This is a genomic window from Actinomycetospora sp. NBC_00405 (assembly GCF_036044095.1).
GTDB classification, from domain to species: domain Bacteria; phylum Actinomycetota; class Actinomycetes; order Mycobacteriales; family Pseudonocardiaceae; genus Actinomycetospora; species Actinomycetospora callitridis.
Genome location: NZ_CP107938.1, coordinates 1,363,814 through 1,378,212 on the forward strand (window position 1 = coordinate 1,363,814; position 14,399 = coordinate 1,378,212).

Sequence of the window (14,399 nt, forward strand, 5' to 3'; positions counted from 1 at the left end):
ATCCGAACCGGTCCAGAGATCCGCTCCGCGGACGCAGGGACACAGGGCCGGGTGGCTCAGTCGGCAGGGCCGACGACCGCCCACCGCCCCTGCTGGACGCGGTACACGGTCACCGCATCGGTGCTGACGTCCCCGAAACGGTCGAACGACAGCGGCCCCGTGATGCCGTCACCGTGGAATCCCTGCACCGCGCGCACCATGTCCGGGCGCAGCGCCGGCGTCCACTCGCCGTCCTCGGCGAGGCTCCGCACGGCGGAGTCGACGAGGACGTTCGCCGCGTCGAAGGTGAACGCCCCGTAGGAGCCGATGCTCTCCGGATAGCCCGCCCGGCGGTACGCCTCGACGAACTCGCGGGCGGCCGGGAGCGTCTCCGGCGGGGGGCCGACGGAGGTGCCGAGGTCACCCTCGCGACCACCCGCCGTGACGTAGCCGGGGTTGACGATGCCGTCGCCGCCCATCACCGGCACGCTCACGCCCCCGGCGGCGAGCGCCGCCGACAGCGGGCCGCCCTCCGGGTACTCGCCGCCGTAGAACACGGCGTCGGGGCGCGCGGCGGCCACGGTCGAGACGACCTGGGCGCGCGGTGTGCCCAGCGGCGCCCGGACGCGCGCGACGACCTGGCCACCCTGGGTGGCCAGCTGCTTCGCGAACTCCTCGGCGATGCCGTCGCCGTAGGTCTTGCCGTCGGAGACCACCGCGACGCGGCGCTTGTTCTCGGTGCGCGACAGGTAGGTGGCCGCGGCCGGGCCCTGGACGGCGTCGGTCGCGACGGTGCGGAAGAAGGTCTGGTACTGCCGCAGGGGCGCGGTCACGGCGTTCGCGCCACGGGTCAGGCTCGTCGCGGTGCTGCCCGGGGAGACCTGGACGACGTTGGCCTCGCCGAGGACCGGCTGCACGGCCTGCGCGACCGACGAGTTGAACGGACCGAGGACGCCGATCAGGGACGGGTCGCGGGCGAGCGTCGCCGCGGCGGACGCGCCGACCGCGGGGTCCGCGCGGTCGTCCTGGCTCTGCACGGCCAGGTGGTAGCCCGGCACCGCGCAGCGGGCGTTGGCCTGGTTGATCGCGACGTCCGCCGAGTTCTTCATGCCCAGACCGACCGACGCCAGCTCGCCCGACAGCGGCGCGACGAGCCCGACGACCAGCGTGCCGCGGCTGGTGTCGCAGTCGCCGCCGTCGCCCGACGAGCCGCCCGCTCCCCCGCAGCCGGCGACCACCAGCGCGAGGGTCGCGACGACCGCTCCGAGCGTCCCGACCCGACGTCGTCGCGCTCCCACTCGCCTCAACCCCTGCCGTGTCCGACCTCGATGCGTGGCGGGAGTCCACGGTAGGTCACAGCCGGGCCACGACCGCGACGGGGACCGTCACACCCGATCCGTGCTGATCAGCGCGTCGCGACCCGAGCAGGTGACGGCTGGTCACCCACAGGTCGCACTCACGCTCGGTGACGTCAGCCGAAGGTCTCGACGACGGCGTCGGCGACCGCCCGCATGGTGGTGCGCCGGTCCATCGCCGTGCGCTGGATCCAGCGGAAGGCGTCGGGCTCGGTCATCTTCTTCTTGGCCATCAGCAGGCCCTTGGCGCGCTCGACGGCCTTGCGGGTCTCGAGACGGTCGGTGAGACCCGCGACCTCGGCCTCGAGCGCGGCGACCTCGGCGTACCGGGACGCCGCGAGCTCGATCGCCGGGACCACGTCGGTCTTGGAGAACGGCTTGACCAGGTAGGCCATCGCACCGGCGTCGCGGGCGGACTCGACGAGCTCGCGCTGGCTGAACGCCGTGAGCATGACGACCGGGGCGAGGCGCTCGCCGGCGATCGTCCGCGCGGCCTCGAGCCCGTCGGTGCCGGGCATCTTGATGTCCATCATGATCAGGTTCGGGCGGAGCTCGCGGGCGAGGCGCACGGCCTCCTCGCCGTCGCCGGCCTCGCCGACGACGTCGTACCCCTCCTCGCGCAGCATCTCCACGAGGTCGAGACGGATGAGCGCCTCGTCCTCGGCGACGACCACCCGCAGCCCGGCGGGCGCGGCCTCGGCCTCCGGAGCGGCGGCGGCCTCGATGTCGGTCTCGGTGACGATGTCGGCCGACTGGCTCATGTGCGGCTCCCTCTCGATGCGCGTCGTCGCGCCACCCCAGCACGCGCGACGCTGCGTCGACCCCGGGCGGCGGTCCCGCCCGCCGGTCCGGCACAGGGCCGTGACGACCGGTTCGGGCAGGCCGTTTCGATTCAGGGACGATACCTCCACTACGGTGACCCACCGACGGTGACGCTTTTCTCCTGTGGATGCCGTAACACGCCCCCGTAGCCCAATCGGCAGAGGCAGCGGACTCAAAATCCGTCCGGTGTGGGTTCGAGTCCCACCGGGGGCACACATCGTTGCAGGTCAGCGTCTTGACCTGGTTCCATCGGTCAGAGCTAGTCGTCCTCTACTGGTCGAACAAGGCGATCCAGGAGCGCCAGCGAAGCACGGCCGGCGCCCTGTCGCCGCGCTCGACCTTTGCCGGGGCCGCCGAGCTCTACCTCGCCAAGGTCGCCCGCAAGCGCGAGGACACGACCCTGGTCGAGTACCGCGGCCCTGCTGGTCGACCTGAACTCCCGGCCGCAGCGTTGCCACCGCCACGCCGATGATCTTGACTGCTCCGCCGATGCTCAGGTCGTCGAGGTGGTTCGCCTCGCACCGGTACTGAGCAGCGGTGTACTGAGCAGCCACTCACGTGCGCCTCCGGTTCGCCGGCAACTCCGGCCAGCAAATCAGCGGTGATTTCCGGGACCAGCAACACGCCGCCCTGCTGGTCAGTCGTGCCGACGGGGCGGGCGATTTTCACGTTGAGGAGGCGACGAACCGCTCGAAGAGCTCTCCGGCGGTTGTGCGACGAGGTCGTCGTCGCAAAGGGTCGCCCGTCATGAGCGATCCCACGGTCCCGACGGCCACAGGGCTGCGCGCGGTCGCGCCCGTGTTCGCCACGACCGACCTTGTGCGCTGGACGAGCCACTACCGCGCCCTCGGTTTCGACGTCGACACCTACGACGAGAGCTACGCGTTCGCCCAACTCGACGACATCGCGATCCACGTGAGCGTCATGGCTGGCCACGACCCCGCCCGCACCGCAGCCTGCGCCTACCTGACCGTCGACGACGCCGACGCACTACACGCGCGCTGGGCCGCGATCAACCACGGCGGGCGCGACAAGGCGCCGGTCGACACCGAGTACGGCACCCGCGAGGGCGCCCACATCGACCCCGACAACAACCTCCTCCGCTACGGCACCCCCACGGGGTAGCCGGCCGGCGTCATACACACCGAGCCGGTCCGCACAGTCCTGCAGTGGAGGCCGACAGCGTCGACCAAACCTCTCCCCGTCGTACCTGTCGCGCCCAGTGTTCAGCAGTCGCCCTGACGAGCAAGCGCCTCCAGACCGCGGGGTCGTGGTGCGACGACTCCTACCACACCCCCGCCCGGCGCGAACTCCTGATCAAGGACCGCAGCGAGAACGACTAACCCGCCGTCACTCGACGCACGAACGCGCTCTTGGCCGCGGTATAGGCCTCCCGATCATCGTGGTGGTCGACGGCCAACCGTTGTTTGAGCGCTGCATACTCCGCCCGCAGCTCAGCACTCAAGCGCAACTGATCACGGAAGTGCAGCTGCTCGTCCCAGCGCGCCTGCCCGGGCGGCATCAGATGCAGATGAGCCAGCCGCGAGCAGCCCTGGGAATCCACGCGCACGAACAGCCAGCGCCACGGCTGTTGATCGAGCTCGCGAGGCACCAGCATCCAGCTCGCTGCCTCTGCTGCCACTCCCGCAGCGGTCACCGCCTTCACCGGATCCGCGGCCACCGACTGCAGATCGATGATCGGCTTCGCCGGCAGACCCGGAATCGCCGTCGACCCGACATGGACCACATCGCCGATCAGATACCGTCCGAACAGCTCGCGCACCTCGCCGGCGAAGCCCTCCGCTCGCCGCGCCCACGCCGGATCGTGCTCGACCAGCCGCACCGGTTCGACCGCCCACTCCGGGAAGCTGCCGCCCAATTCCTCGGCTCCTTCCATCGCCGCCGAACGAAGCATGCGACGCTGACGGAACTAAGATTCAGGACCCTTGTGGCCAGAAGTAGACGGCCGCTCAGGACCCCTGGTCCTCGTTCTCCGGCCATGTGTCTACCGGCGGCGCCGACGGCTCCGGCGGCTCGACCGTCTCGTCCTCGGGCACGGGCGGCGGCTCGTTCTCGGGAAGTTCGGGGACCTCCCGCTCCGCGACGCGTGGGACCCGCTGAGCGGGGATCGGCGGCACCTCGTCGTCGGGGTCGTCGGGGTCGTTGTGAACCCGTTCCCTGGCGGTGGTCATCGGAGCAACTCCCTTCTGATCCTTGTGACCGAGGTTACATACCGAGGCCTGAACAGCCCCCGGGAACGCACCGGCCTCGGGGCACGCCCTCGGCTCGCCCCCGTCGCACGACGCTGGTCGGCGTCGGCGGTCGGTAGAGGGCCACTGTGGTGCCGGCGATCTTGTCGAGCGCGGCCTGCCTGGCACAGCAGTGAGCGGCCCTCGCCCGAGGTGGGGCCGGCCTTGCTCGCCGAGCTGACGGTGGTGGCGGGTGGAGCGGCCCCGCCGGGCCGATGACAGGAGGCGGAGCGAGCCACCTCGAGGCCTGCCCAGGGAGTGGTAGGACGGGGTGCCGTGGAGCATCGCGACCTGCGCCGCTTGCCCAAAGCGCACCTGCACGTGCACTTGACGGGTTCGATCCGGGGCTCGACGTTCATCGAGCTCGGCGGGACGACGGCCTTCCCGCCTCGCTTCTCGACGTGGGACCAGTTCGCCACCACCTACGCAGCGACCAAGATGCGCAGCGACCAAGGCCGTGCTGCGGGGCCCGGAGGACCTCCACCGGCTGGTCGTCGAACTCGTCGAGGACTCCGCCGCCGACGGAGCGGTCTGGACCGAGGTGAGCGTCTCCGCCTCAGGGTTCCACCGCCGTCTGACCGGTTCGGATGAGGCCACGATGGAGCTCGTCTGCGACGCGGTCGCCGTCGCCGACGGACAGGCCGGGGTCGTGATAGGCATCGACCGCAGCCGTGACGCCGAGCAGCCCGGCGCTCTCGCCGGACTCGCTGCCACGTGGGCGGGCCGAGGCGTGGTCGGGCTCGGGCTGGCCGGGGACGAGCGGGCGTCGTGCGCGCCGTTCGCTCGTGCCGCGCAGATCGCCCGGGACGCGGGCCTGCAGGTCGTGCCCCACTCCGGGGAGCTGCGCGGGCCGGACTCGATCCGGGAGGTGCTCACGGTCCTGCGCCCCAACCGGCTCATGCACGGCGTGCGGGCCGCCGAGGACCCTGCGCTGGTGGCGGAACTGGCCGACCGGGGTGTCTGCCTGGACCTGTGTCCGACCTCGAACGTTGCTCTCGGCGTGGTCGCAAGGCTCGCCGAGCACCCGCTGCCGGGACTCGTCCGCTCGGGGGTGAGCTGCTCGCTCAACGCCGACAACACACTGGTGTTCAGCACCGACCTCGCCGACGAGTACCGCATAGCCCGCGAGGCCCTCGGACTCACCGACAACGAGATCGCCACGCTCGCCCGGGCGTCCCTGACGGCGAGCGCTGCACCGGCGGTGGTCGTGGCAGCGGGAGTCGCCGGGATCGACGACTGGCTCGAGCTCCATCCGGGGAGTTGATAGCGACTTGCAGCCAAGCTGCCGGAGGGCGCCGGGTAACGCTGCGCGCCGTGTTCGTCCTTCCATCGCGGGAAGCCAGACCCGACGGCGCCGCCGACGTTGTCCTGCGGCGCCTTCGTGGCAGGGGCGGGCGAACCAGGCCGCTGCTGCGCCCGGTCGGCGCTAGCGCACGCCCCAACGCCACCACCCAGGGGCTGCTCACCGTGGCTGAGTACATGGACATGGGCGCGTTGATGGCCCGCCAGTCCAGCGTCGACCACGACAGCCAACCGCCGACGATCACTCATGTCGACCCCGCGGGCTCCGCGGCTCATGGCGATTGACGGGTCGCCGGCGACGGTGCTCCGATGCGTCGGCATCTCTGGCGGCCAGGGGCCCATCCCTGGGTCTGGGCACCGCGAAACACCGTACGAGCGACGAGCTCGGCGACAGGGGCAGAGGTTGGTCGGGGCCGGTCCACCCTCATCGGGGCGCCCGCTCCAGGCCGCGTGCAGGCCGCGAGCGCAAACGACTGGCCGTGGGCGGCGGTGGTCGACGAACCGGCGCTTGCCCCGTCCGAACCCGTCGGCAGGACAGGGTTCGCGCCTCCGAAGGAGGCCCCGAGGCGGGCTCCCGCCACCCTCGCCGCGCCTGCCAGGCCCGGCGGCGGCAGCGGTTGCGGAGGTCGAGACCCTCATCGGCTGGACCAGGGTGACGTGCTGCTGGCGGGCCTGCCCGGTCGCGGGGTAGACGACGACGTGCTCCGGGTCGCTGAACACACCGGCCAGCCCGGTCACCGTGACCGTCACCCCGGTCTCCTCGCCGACCTCGCGCACTGCGGCCGCTCTGGCGGTCTCGGCTTCCAGCAGCGGAGGGCCCGTCACGACGCCCTCGAGCTGGTCGGGAGCACACCGGTCCCACAGCCTCCTCCAGTGCGCTGCCACCCATGCTGGACCTGGTGGTCCAACTGGCGCGTGTCCCGGAGGTAGCGGTGTCCAGCACGCCGGTGCGCTCAGCTGCGTATCGGCGCCGCGCTGGTCATCTGATCTGCCGGGGTTGCTCACTCGGCGTTCATCGCCTGCCCTCACGAGCGCGGTGGAGTGGCGAGTGCCCGTGTGACCCCAGGACCAGGGAGCGTCCTCGCCGCGATGACACGAGTCGCCCACCTCGCACCGCGCCCCCGTGTGCTGGTGCTCAGCGCTTCGATCGGCGTAGGTCACGACGGTGCGGCGCGAGAACTGGTGCGCCGCCTCGGACGACGTGGGGTGTCCGCCCAGGTGCTGGACTGGACCTCGCTGGTCCCCGCGTGGGGGAGGCAGCTGCTCCGCGAGCTGTACGCACCCTCGGTGCGCTACACGCCGGCGCTCTTCGACAAGATTTTCCTTGACCTCGAGCACCCGAACCGGGCGGCGAGCCGGCTCGCCGAGCGCCTGTGCCGGGCCGCCGAGCCCGGCGCCCTTGCCGCGGCGCGGGACGTGGATGCGGTGGTGGCGACCTACCCGCTGGCGGGCCGGACCCTGGGCGCGCTGCGCGCCGATGGGCGACTCGGTGTGCCGGCGCTGAGTTTTCTCACCGACCCCGCGGCCCACCGCACCTGGTGCCATCCGGGTCTCGACGAGCACCTCACGGTCACCGAGGCGACCGTCGTCCACGGTCGGCGTTACGGCGTGGCCATGCGCGCCGTCGGCCCTCTGTGCGCACCCCGCTTCAGCCGGCCGAAACCGCGGGCGACAAGAGAACGGGTCCGTGGCGAGCTGGGAGTGCCGTCCCAGGTACCACTTGCTCTGCTGGCGTCGGGATCGCTGGGGATGGGTGAGGTCGAGCACGCGGTGAGGGCACTCGAGTACCACCCGCGGGCCTGGAGTGTGGTCGCCTGCGGACGCAACACGAGGCTCCGGGGGCGGCTCGCAGGCCTGGAACGTGTCGTGGCCCTGGGCTGGCGCGACGACGTCCCCGATCTCATGGCCGCCGCAGATGTCCTGGTGCACAACGCGGGCGGCCTGTCGTGCACCGAGGCGCTGGTGGCGGGTCTGCCGGTCGTGACCTACCGACCCATCCCTGGCCACGGTCGAGCGAACGCCGCAGTCCTCGCTGGGGCCGGGCTCGCTGCGTGGCCGAGCAGCCCTGTCGAGCTGGCCGCAGCCGTCGAGCAGGGCCACCGGGAGCGGGCGTCCCTCCGCCAGAGGCGCCCCCGTGCGGGCATGTGGTGGATCGACGACGCCGACGCGTCGGCGATCGTCGCGCGATACGCCGGTGTCGATGGCCTTGGGGACGCAGCCGACGTCGCGGCCGGCTGAACGCGATGCTGGCCGTCGCATCGGCCGTCGTGTCGGCCGTCGCCGCCGGTGTCGCCGTCGTCGCCCAGCAGCGCGCCGCGCACGAGCTGGGCGGCGCCGACCGCCGCCTGCTCAGGAGCCGGTGGTGGCTGGCCGGGACGGGTGCGTCCGTGCTGGCGGTGGCCCTGCAGGCGGCGGCCCTGAGCAACGGTCCGCTCGGGATGGTGCAGGCCCTGTTGGCCGGAGCGGTCGCCTGGGCAGCCATCGGCGAGACGCTGCTGGTCCGCCGCGTGCCACCTCCCGCCACCGTGCTGGGTATGGGGCTCGCCGTGGCCGGGACGGGCTCCCTGGCCGTCCTGCTCAACTCGGCGACCACGACCGACCCAGGAGGACCGCACTCGCAGATCCCGGTCGGAGCGCCGGTGGCCGCGGTGGCAGTGCTCGTGGTCCTCGGACTGTGGTGGACGCAGCGCCACCCAGGGGCGGCCGGGGCACCGGGCCTGGCCTTGGCCTGCGGGGCGGGCTACGGCCTGGCCGCCGCACTTCTCGCCGTGCTCGCGCGCGCGCTCCCAGCCGACCTCGGCGGCGCCCTCGGCGACCCGACGCTGATCCTCGCCGCTGTCACCCTGGTGATCGTCGGGCCGACCGCCTTCGTGCTGAGCCAGCACGCCCTCGCCCGCGCTCACCACGCCGGACCCCCGATGACGCTCATCCTCCTGGCCGACCCCGTCGTCGCCACCGCCACCGGCGCGGTCTGGTTCGGCGAGCACGTCTCCCTGGACCCGCCGACCCTGGTCGGCGTCCTGCTCGGTCTGGGCGCGTCGATCACCGGCACGCTCCTGCTCACCGACTCCCCCGCGCCCGCCGGGCTCAGGTCATCGAGGAGCGCATGATCGCCTTGGTGATCTGGCTGGCCGCGATCTGGGGATGACGTCCCGTCGCGTGGTGATCCGCGGCGTCTGACGGGCCGAGGGTGAACGCAGTGACGGTCACGAAGCCCATCGCCCGACTGCGCCGATCCAGCTGGGCGTAGACCTCCACCCGGTCGCCGGCGTGGGCGGCGCGCAGGTACTGCGTGGCGATATGGCACGTCACAGCGTGCTCGTTGAGGTCGAGGGTTGGCAGCACGGCCAGGAATCCGGCGAGCTCGACGACCGCGCCCAGCGCGGCACCGTGCAGCGTCGCGAACGGAGTCACCGCCAGACCGTTCACGACGAACCGGACCCCGGCGCCCGGGTCATCGGGTTCCATGAACTCGACCTGGAGCGCCCGGGGCAGCGCCACGTCCAGGGCCTGCTCGGCCCGCTCCAACAGCATCGACACGTCCCCGAGGGTTGGACCGTGTGGGGTGACGCCGGCAGCCACACCGCGGTGAACGCTTCGAGAGTTCTGTACACAGCAGCCGGACTCCCCCGGGTCCAGGCCGGGCTCACCTGCCGGCAAGGCGTAGCCCTAGCCCGAGGTCAGTGAGCAGAAGGAGCACCGCGATCGTGGCCCCGCGCGGTGGAGGAGAGCCACGAAGTAGGTCCAGGCATCCCGGGGAACCTCACCCACAGCTGGCTCTGCGGGTCATCGCGGCGGTGAGGCGGGCCAGCAGGTCGCGCGTGATTTGCTCGGACTTCGGACAATGCCCGGCAGTCGCGAGCCCTCAGCCCGCGAGGAGAGTCCCAAGCTGCCCCTCCCCGAGCGGCTCGGCGCCGTAGCCCAGCACGTCGGGGTCCACGACGAGGCGCTCGACCCGCACGACGATCGGCCGCGCGCGGGCGTCCAGGGCGGGGACCGCACCGTCGCGACCCAGCGCCCGGAGCCGGCCGATGAGCTCGAGGTCGGCCTCCTCGACGAAGGCCCCGACCGCCCGCCGGCCACGGTAGGTCAGCGACACGTGAAGCATGCCTGGAAGTTAAGCGATCAACCGCTCGGCCGCCCCGACCCCGTGAGCATCGCCACCGTCGCGGCGCGGCGTCATGGTGCGCGTCGGCTCCCTTGCGAGGTCGTGTCCCGCCGGGCGCGCGCGACGAGGTCGTCGAGTTCGAGGCGCAGCGTGGTCCCGCTCGCTCGGGCGTGGAGGACCACCGCCTCGAGGACCTGCTCGAGGCGATCCGCCACCGCGGGCTCGACGACCCGACGTCCACCCGGCGCGGTGACGCCGGGAGCACGCGCACCCGGTCCGGCCAGGGACACGACGACGCGACCCTCGCGCGGGTACTCGACGCGCTCGACGTGGACCACGCACCCCACCCTGGTGGGGACGCGGCGCATCGGACCGAGACCCGGCCTGAGGTTGTCCGGACCGTCATCCGATGTTCTCGCTCGAGGCGGACGCGCGATGGCCGCACGCCGTCGGTCCCGCTCGTGTTCATCCACTGTTCGCGCGCCCAGGGACGGCTGTCGCCCTGGCCCTCCTCGCCAGGAGGGCATGCGTCATCGACGTGGACGCCCCGTACCTGTGGATCACTGGCGAGCTGGTCATCACCGGGTACGGCCCGGACGGCGATTCGGTGCGCTTCATCCCGTCACGGCCCTCCACGCTGCGCCGGCTGCAGGACGGCGATCGGGTCGAACCGGACTCCGACGACGGGCAGCGTGCAGCTGCGCCTGGACGGCATCGACGCCCCCGAGAAGGCCTTCCAGGGCGAGGCCCAGCCCCTGGCCCTTCCCGCCCGCGACCAGCTGGTCCGCCTGGCCGGCTTCACCGACGTCACCTACGGCCCCGACGACACCGTCACCGGAGCCAGCCCGGCCCGGGTGCCGGCCGTGGCGGTCGCGGCGCTCGTCGAGACGAACGGGCGACCGGTGGCGTTGTTGCTGTCCGCGGACCCCTCGCCCCGGATGGACGGCGACACCGTCCCCGTCACCACCGACCTGCTGGCCCGCTCGGTCAACGGCTCGCTGGCGCGCTCCGGAGCCGCCTACATCACCGTCTACGACAGCACCCCGCCGACGGTCCGGATGACGTTCACCGACCTTGGAACGCACCGCTCGCGACGCCGCGCGCGGCCGCCGACCGCTCGGCCGGGTTCACCCTCACCGACCAGGCCTCGATCGGACCAGACGGCGCGCTGATCCTGCCCAAGCTCTTCCGCCGCGCCACCGCCTACCTGGCCGCCGGGTCCGAGCGAGGCTTCGTGGACTGGCTCGCCGCGGGCGGTAGCGACGGCGAGCCGACCGAGGACGACCGGGTGACCGTCGCCGGGCTGGCCACCACTCTCTCCGCGCTGTTGACCCAGGCCGGCACGACCATCGCCCTCACCGCCGACCCTCTCGACCTCGTGTTCGCCGAACAGCACAAGAACGGCCCCAGGACGCGCAGCCACCCGCCGGTGAGCACCCCTGCACCCGGGCCAGGTGCCGGCGCGAGGAGACATCGGGCCCTGATCTCGGGCGTACGGTTTCGAGATGGCCAAGAACAAGCCCGACGACAAGAGCACGAGCACGACGGTCGTCCCGACGGTGCGTCCCGACGACCCGCCGCCCAGTGCTGCCTCCCCGTCGCCGACGAAGCGGCCGACCGGCCCCGGCGAGAACGTCCCTGCACGCAGCGCCCCCTCCTCGTCCGGGCGCGCCGCGGGTGACGTCGTGGCCCAGCTCGGTGACGTCGCCACGGCGTCGATCCGGGTCACCAAGCGGCTGCTGCCGGGCCGGACGCCCGCCTACCTGGGCGCGGGGGCCCTGCTCGTGGCCGGGATCATCGAGCCGCCGGCCCTGCTCGCGGGCGGACTGGCCTACGAGGCCCTCCGCCGCTGGAACCCGCCGTCGACCTGATCCCCCGCAACCCGCGGGGATCGAGGTCCAACTCGGTGCGGGCCGTGACGTCAGCGGTGCGGTTCACCGTTGGTTGCACCAGGGCCCGGTGATGGCGTAGCAGATGTCGGGTTCGTAGAGGTTGGCGAACAGGATGCGCTTGTCGCGGGAGTTGAGGTTGGCCCCTGGCACCGGACACCGACGGTGTGGGGTCAGTGATCTTGATCGGGGCCGGTGTGGTGGGCTTCGTACTCCAGTGGGCTGAGCATTCCGATACTGGAATGGCGCCGTTTGGGGTTGTACCAGCACTCTATCCATTCGAATATAGCGTTGGCAAGTTGGGCGCGGGTCTTCCAGGTCCGTGAGTCGAGTAGCTCGAGTTGCATGGTGCCCCAGAAGGACTCCATCATCGAGTTGTCGTAGCAGTCACCGATCGAGCCCATCGATCCGAGTAGTCCGGCGGCTTGCAGGCGTTGCCCGAACGCCCACGAGGTGAATTGCGAGCCGTGGTCGGAATGCATGATCGTGGAGCCGTTCTCGGGACGCCGGCGTGTGATGGCCATGCCGAGGGCGTCGGTGACCAGTGCGGTGCGCATGTTGTCATCGATGGACCAGCCGATGATTCTTCGCGAGTAGGCATCGAGGACCGCCGCGCAGTACAGCTTGCCTTCTTCGGTGCCGTGTTCGGTGATGTCGGTGAGCCACAGCTGATCCGGTGCCTCAACGCTGAAGCGCCGCTCGACCAGGTCGGAGTAGGGGTCAGCGGCGGGGTCGCGGACGGTGCAGCCGTGGCGTCGGCGCCGGTAGAGGCCCTGGATGCCGGCCTCGCGCATCAGCCGGGCGACCCGCTTGTGGTTGACCGCCAGGCCGAGCCCGAGGGTCAGCTCGGCGTGCACGCGCGGCCAGCCGTAGGTGCCGCGGGACTCCTCGTGGATCTTTTCGATGTGCTTGAGCAGCAACTCGTTCTCCTGCGCGCGGACAGACTTCGCCCCCGCGAGCCATTCGTAGTAGCCCTGACGACGAACATCGAGCACCCGACAGGTCACCGCGACGTCGAAACCGTCGTCGGCGAGTTCACGGACCAGCGGGAAGACTACTTTGGGAGGACGTTCTCCCGCGCGAAATACGCCGCAGCACGCTTGAGAATCTCGTTCTCGACCTCGAGGCGCTTGGACTTCTTGCGCAACTCGGCGAGCTCGACGCGCTCGTTGCTGGTCAACCGATCGGTGTGGTTGCCGTCATCGGCGTCGGCCTGGGCCATCCAGTTCCGCAGACACGACTCAGAGATTCCGAGGTCCTTGGCGATCGCGGCGACCGGCTGCTCGCCCAGACGAGCCAGCTCGACGGCGCGACGCCGGAACTCCGGCGGGTGAGGTGCGGGCACGAACGACATCCTCCCTGGCGGACCGGGTCCACCTCAGATGACGTGTCCGGTGCCAGGGGCCAACCTCAAGTAGACCGGGCCGGCCGTCTCGTTGGTGTTCAGTTCGTTGCGGGCGATCGGGTAGGTCTGGCGTCGGGGGTGGCGCCGACCAGGTGCTGCACGCCCTCGCCCGTCCTCGGCGAGGATGACCCCGCCCCAGGGGGACACGGTGATGTTGTCCGGCCCGTCGTAGTTCGGGCCGTCCTGATCGGGGCTGGGGTTGTCCCCGAATCGGAGCTTGAGGGTGAGCGTGGAGCGACGCGGGTCGTGGAACCAGACCTGGCCGTCGTGCGGCACCGGGCTCTCGGCGCGGGCGAAGCTCGTCACGACGTAGGCGCCGCCGTCGCCCCACCAGCAGCCCTCGAGCTTGCGCCCGCGGGTGACCTGCGGCGGAGCGACCTGGAGGCGGGTCGGGACCGCTCGCGCGTCCCGGTCCGGCACAGCGGTCCAGCTCACCCGGTAGGTCGTGCCGACCTCGACCACCCGCGACAGGTCATCGATCGGTGTCCCCGCCTGGTCGGTGCACCGCATGGCCTCGAACGCGCCGTCGGCGGGTCCGAGCCGGCGCAGGGCGCCCTTGCCGCCGCGGAACCCACGGGGCGGGGTCCAGCGGCAGAGCAGGCCGTGGGCGTCGCAGCGTCTTCGGTGAGGTACATCGTGGCGTTTCCCGGGTCCACGGCGACGGCCTCGTGCGCGGACCACCCGAGGGCCTTGATCGGCTGCGGGTTCCGGTTGGCGTTGCGGTCCTCGGGGTCCACCTCGAACACGTACCCGTGGTCCAAGGTGTAGCCGTTGACCCCTGCGAGGTCCTCGGTCTCCTCACACGACAGCCAGGTCCGCCACGGCGTGACCCCGCCGGCACAGTTGGTCGAGGTCCCTGCCAGCGACACGTACTCGCCCTGCCGGCGGCCCTCGCGGTCGACCGTGATCGTCGTGGTGCCGCCGGGCGCCTGCGGGTCGTAGGTGAACTCGGGCGGCGTCGGCACGACCAGCGGGCCGGCCGCGGCGTGGGCACCGCGTAGCTCGTGGTTCTGCACGAGCACCGTGCCGTTGCCCCGCGAGGGGAAGGCGCCCATGCCGTCGCTGTTGGTGGGGCTGGGCTCCCCCGAGTCCAGACGGGTCACGCCGGCCTCGGAGACGACGACGTACCGGAAGCCCTGCGGCAGCGCCAGCCGCCCGGCCGGGTCGGGCATGACCGGGCCGTACCCCGGACCACCCGGTCCCGGCGCGGCGCCCGCGTTGGGCGCGGTGAGCAGGCCCTCCGCGCTGCCGATCAGGGCGACACCGCCGGCGAGCACCGCGGAACGGGAC

18 protein-coding genes and 1 tRNA gene are annotated in these 14,399 nt (G+C 71.9%); 8 read left to right on the top strand and 11 right to left on the bottom strand.

Features of this window, described 5'->3' with window-relative positions; genetic code table 11:
• Nucleotides 1–56 precede the first annotated feature (56 nt).
• Together OG774_RS06655 and OG774_RS06660 are read right to left on the bottom strand one after the other, a co-directional pair.
• A complete protein-coding gene (locus tag OG774_RS06655; RefSeq protein WP_328307832.1) occupies nt 57–1,277 on the bottom strand; it encodes a branched-chain amino acid ABC transporter substrate-binding protein in 1,221 nt (406 codons plus the stop codon).
• Nucleotides 1,278–1,450: 173 nt separating this feature from the next.
• Nucleotides 1,451–2,095 carry an ANTAR domain-containing response regulator gene (locus tag OG774_RS06660; protein ID WP_328307834.1) on the bottom strand — a complete coding sequence of 215 codons (645 nt, stop codon included), beginning with the start codon at nt 2,093–2,095 and terminating at the stop codon, nt 1,451–1,453.
• 200 nt (nt 2,096–2,295) lie between these two features.
• Here OG774_RS06660 and OG774_RS06665 point away from each other — a divergent pair.
• The 3 genes from OG774_RS06665 to OG774_RS06675 all read left to right on the top strand — a co-directional run bounded on the left by OG774_RS06665 (nt 2,296) and on the right by OG774_RS06675 (nt 3,281).
• Nucleotides 2,296–2,369 (top strand) — tRNA-Leu (locus OG774_RS06665).
• A gap of 22 nt (nt 2,370–2,391) precedes the next feature.
• On the top strand, nt 2,392–2,628 hold the full coding sequence (locus OG774_RS06670) for a hypothetical protein (protein WP_328307836.1): 237 nt from the start codon (nt 2,392–2,394) through the stop codon (nt 2,626–2,628).
• A 275-nt stretch (nt 2,629–2,903) separates the two neighbouring features.
• Nucleotides 2,904–3,281 carry a hypothetical protein gene (locus OG774_RS06675; RefSeq protein ID WP_328307838.1) on the top strand — a complete coding sequence of 126 codons (378 nt, stop codon included), beginning with the start codon at nt 2,904–2,906 and terminating at the stop codon, nt 3,279–3,281.
• Between the two features lie 214 nt (nt 3,282–3,495).
• Here the strand turns inward: OG774_RS06675 and OG774_RS06680 are convergent, their stop codons facing one another.
• The gene (locus tag OG774_RS06680; protein WP_328307840.1) at nt 3,496–4,053 is read right to left on the bottom strand and encodes a GrpB family protein; all 558 of its coding nucleotides are present in this window, start codon (nt 4,051–4,053) and stop codon (nt 3,496–3,498) included.
• Nucleotides 4,054–4,126: 73 nt separating this feature from the next.
• The gene (locus OG774_RS06685) at nt 4,127–4,348 is read right to left on the bottom strand and encodes a hypothetical protein (protein ID WP_328307842.1); all 222 of its coding nucleotides are present in this window, start codon (nt 4,346–4,348) and stop codon (nt 4,127–4,129) included.
• Nucleotides 4,349–4,862: 514 nt separating this feature from the next.
• On the opposite strand from OG774_RS06685, the gene OG774_RS06690 reads away from it, so the two are divergent.
• The 3 genes from OG774_RS06690 to OG774_RS06700 all read left to right on the top strand — a co-directional run bounded on the left by OG774_RS06690 (nt 4,863) and on the right by OG774_RS06700 (nt 8,817).
• Nucleotides 4,863–5,669 (top strand): adenosine deaminase family protein, encoded by an 807-nt coding sequence (locus tag OG774_RS06690; RefSeq protein WP_328307844.1) that lies wholly within the window; start codon nt 4,863–4,865, stop codon nt 5,667–5,669.
• A gap of 1,163 nt (nt 5,670–6,832) precedes the next feature.
• A complete protein-coding gene (locus tag OG774_RS06695; protein ID WP_328307846.1) occupies nt 6,833–7,945 on the top strand; it encodes a glycosyltransferase in 1,113 nt (370 codons plus the stop codon).
• Between the two features lie 5 nt (nt 7,946–7,950).
• On the top strand, nt 7,951–8,817 hold the full coding sequence (locus OG774_RS06700) for a hypothetical protein (protein WP_328307848.1): 867 nt from the start codon (nt 7,951–7,953) through the stop codon (nt 8,815–8,817).
• Here the strand turns inward: OG774_RS06700 and OG774_RS06705 are convergent.
• From OG774_RS06705 to OG774_RS06715, 3 genes are all read right to left on the bottom strand, one after another.
• On the bottom strand, nt 8,795–9,241 hold the full coding sequence (locus OG774_RS06705) for a PaaI family thioesterase (protein WP_328310828.1): 447 nt from the start codon (nt 9,239–9,241) through the stop codon (nt 8,795–8,797). The two genes, OG774_RS06700 and OG774_RS06705, sit on opposite strands and share 23 nt — an antisense overlap.
• Nucleotides 9,242–9,572: 331 nt before the next feature.
• Nucleotides 9,573–9,815, bottom strand: a complete 243-nt coding sequence (locus OG774_RS06710) for a hypothetical protein (RefSeq protein WP_328307850.1) — start codon at nt 9,813–9,815, stop codon at nt 9,573–9,575.
• Nucleotides 9,816–9,886: 71 nt separating this feature from the next.
• Nucleotides 9,887–10,153 carry a hypothetical protein gene (locus OG774_RS06715; RefSeq protein ID WP_328307852.1) on the bottom strand — a complete coding sequence of 89 codons (267 nt, stop codon included), beginning with the start codon at nt 10,151–10,153 and terminating at the stop codon, nt 9,887–9,889.
• 354 nt (nt 10,154–10,507) lie between these two features.
• Between OG774_RS06715 and OG774_RS06720 the strand changes: the two genes are divergently transcribed.
• Nucleotides 10,508–10,987 (top strand): hypothetical protein, encoded by a 480-nt coding sequence (locus OG774_RS06720; RefSeq protein WP_328307854.1) that lies wholly within the window; start codon nt 10,508–10,510, stop codon nt 10,985–10,987.
• A 333-nt stretch (nt 10,988–11,320) separates the two neighbouring features.
• Nucleotides 11,321–11,686: a hypothetical protein gene (locus OG774_RS06725; RefSeq protein ID WP_328307856.1), complete on the top strand. Its 366-nt coding sequence runs from the start codon at nt 11,321–11,323 to the stop codon at nt 11,684–11,686.
• 191 nt (nt 11,687–11,877) lie between these two features.
• Here the strand turns inward: OG774_RS06725 and OG774_RS06730 are convergent, their stop codons facing one another.
• The 4 genes from OG774_RS06730 to OG774_RS06745 are packed head-to-tail and all read right to left on the bottom strand — an operon-like array spanning nt 11,878 to nt 14,386.
• Complete coding sequence (locus tag OG774_RS06730) at nt 11,878–12,750, bottom strand: IS3 family transposase (protein ID WP_328310830.1); 873 nt, start codon at nt 12,748–12,750, stop codon at nt 11,878–11,880.
• 8 nt (nt 12,751–12,758) lie between these two features.
• Entirely contained in the window at nt 12,759–13,049 is a 291-nt protein-coding gene (locus OG774_RS06735; RefSeq protein ID WP_328304505.1) for a transposase, read from the bottom strand.
• A 33-nt stretch (nt 13,050–13,082) separates the two neighbouring features.
• The gene (locus OG774_RS06740; RefSeq protein WP_328310832.1) at nt 13,083–13,658 is read right to left on the bottom strand and encodes an alkaline phosphatase PhoX; all 576 of its coding nucleotides are present in this window, start codon (nt 13,656–13,658) and stop codon (nt 13,083–13,085) included.
• Nucleotides 13,541–14,386, bottom strand: coding sequence for an alkaline phosphatase PhoX (locus OG774_RS06745; RefSeq protein ID WP_328307858.1), 846 nt, complete (start codon nt 14,384–14,386; stop codon nt 13,541–13,543). Before OG774_RS06745 ends, OG774_RS06740 begins: the two co-directional genes overlap by 118 nt.
• Nucleotides 14,387–14,399 lie beyond the last annotated feature (13 nt).

Bases quoted from the DNA above. Each gene is read 5' to 3' on its own strand.
- OG774_RS06685 (WP_328307842.1), bottom strand. From the start codon at position 4,348: ATGACCACCGCCAGGGAACGGGTTCACAACGACCCCGACGACCCCGAC.
- OG774_RS06680 (WP_328307840.1), bottom strand. From the start codon at position 4,053: ATGGAAGGAGCCGAGGAATTGGGCGGCAGCTTCCCGGAGTGGGCGGTC.
- OG774_RS06675 (WP_328307838.1), top strand. From the start codon at position 2,904: ATGAGCGATCCCACGGTCCCGACGGCCACAGGGCTGCGCGCGGTCGCG.
- OG774_RS06700 (WP_328307848.1), top strand. From the start codon at position 7,951: ATGCTGGCCGTCGCATCGGCCGTCGTGTCGGCCGTCGCCGCCGGTGTC.
- OG774_RS06705 (WP_328310828.1), bottom strand. From the start codon at position 9,241: ATGCTGTTGGAGCGGGCCGAGCAGGCCCTGGACGTGGCGCTGCCCCGG.
- OG774_RS06725 (WP_328307856.1), top strand. From the start codon at position 11,321: ATGGCCAAGAACAAGCCCGACGACAAGAGCACGAGCACGACGGTCGTC.
- OG774_RS06710 (WP_328307850.1), bottom strand. From the start codon at position 9,815: ATGCTTCACGTGTCGCTGACCTACCGTGGCCGGCGGGCGGTCGGGGCC.
- OG774_RS06660 (WP_328307834.1), bottom strand. From the start codon at position 2,095: ATGAGCCAGTCGGCCGACATCGTCACCGAGACCGACATCGAGGCCGCC.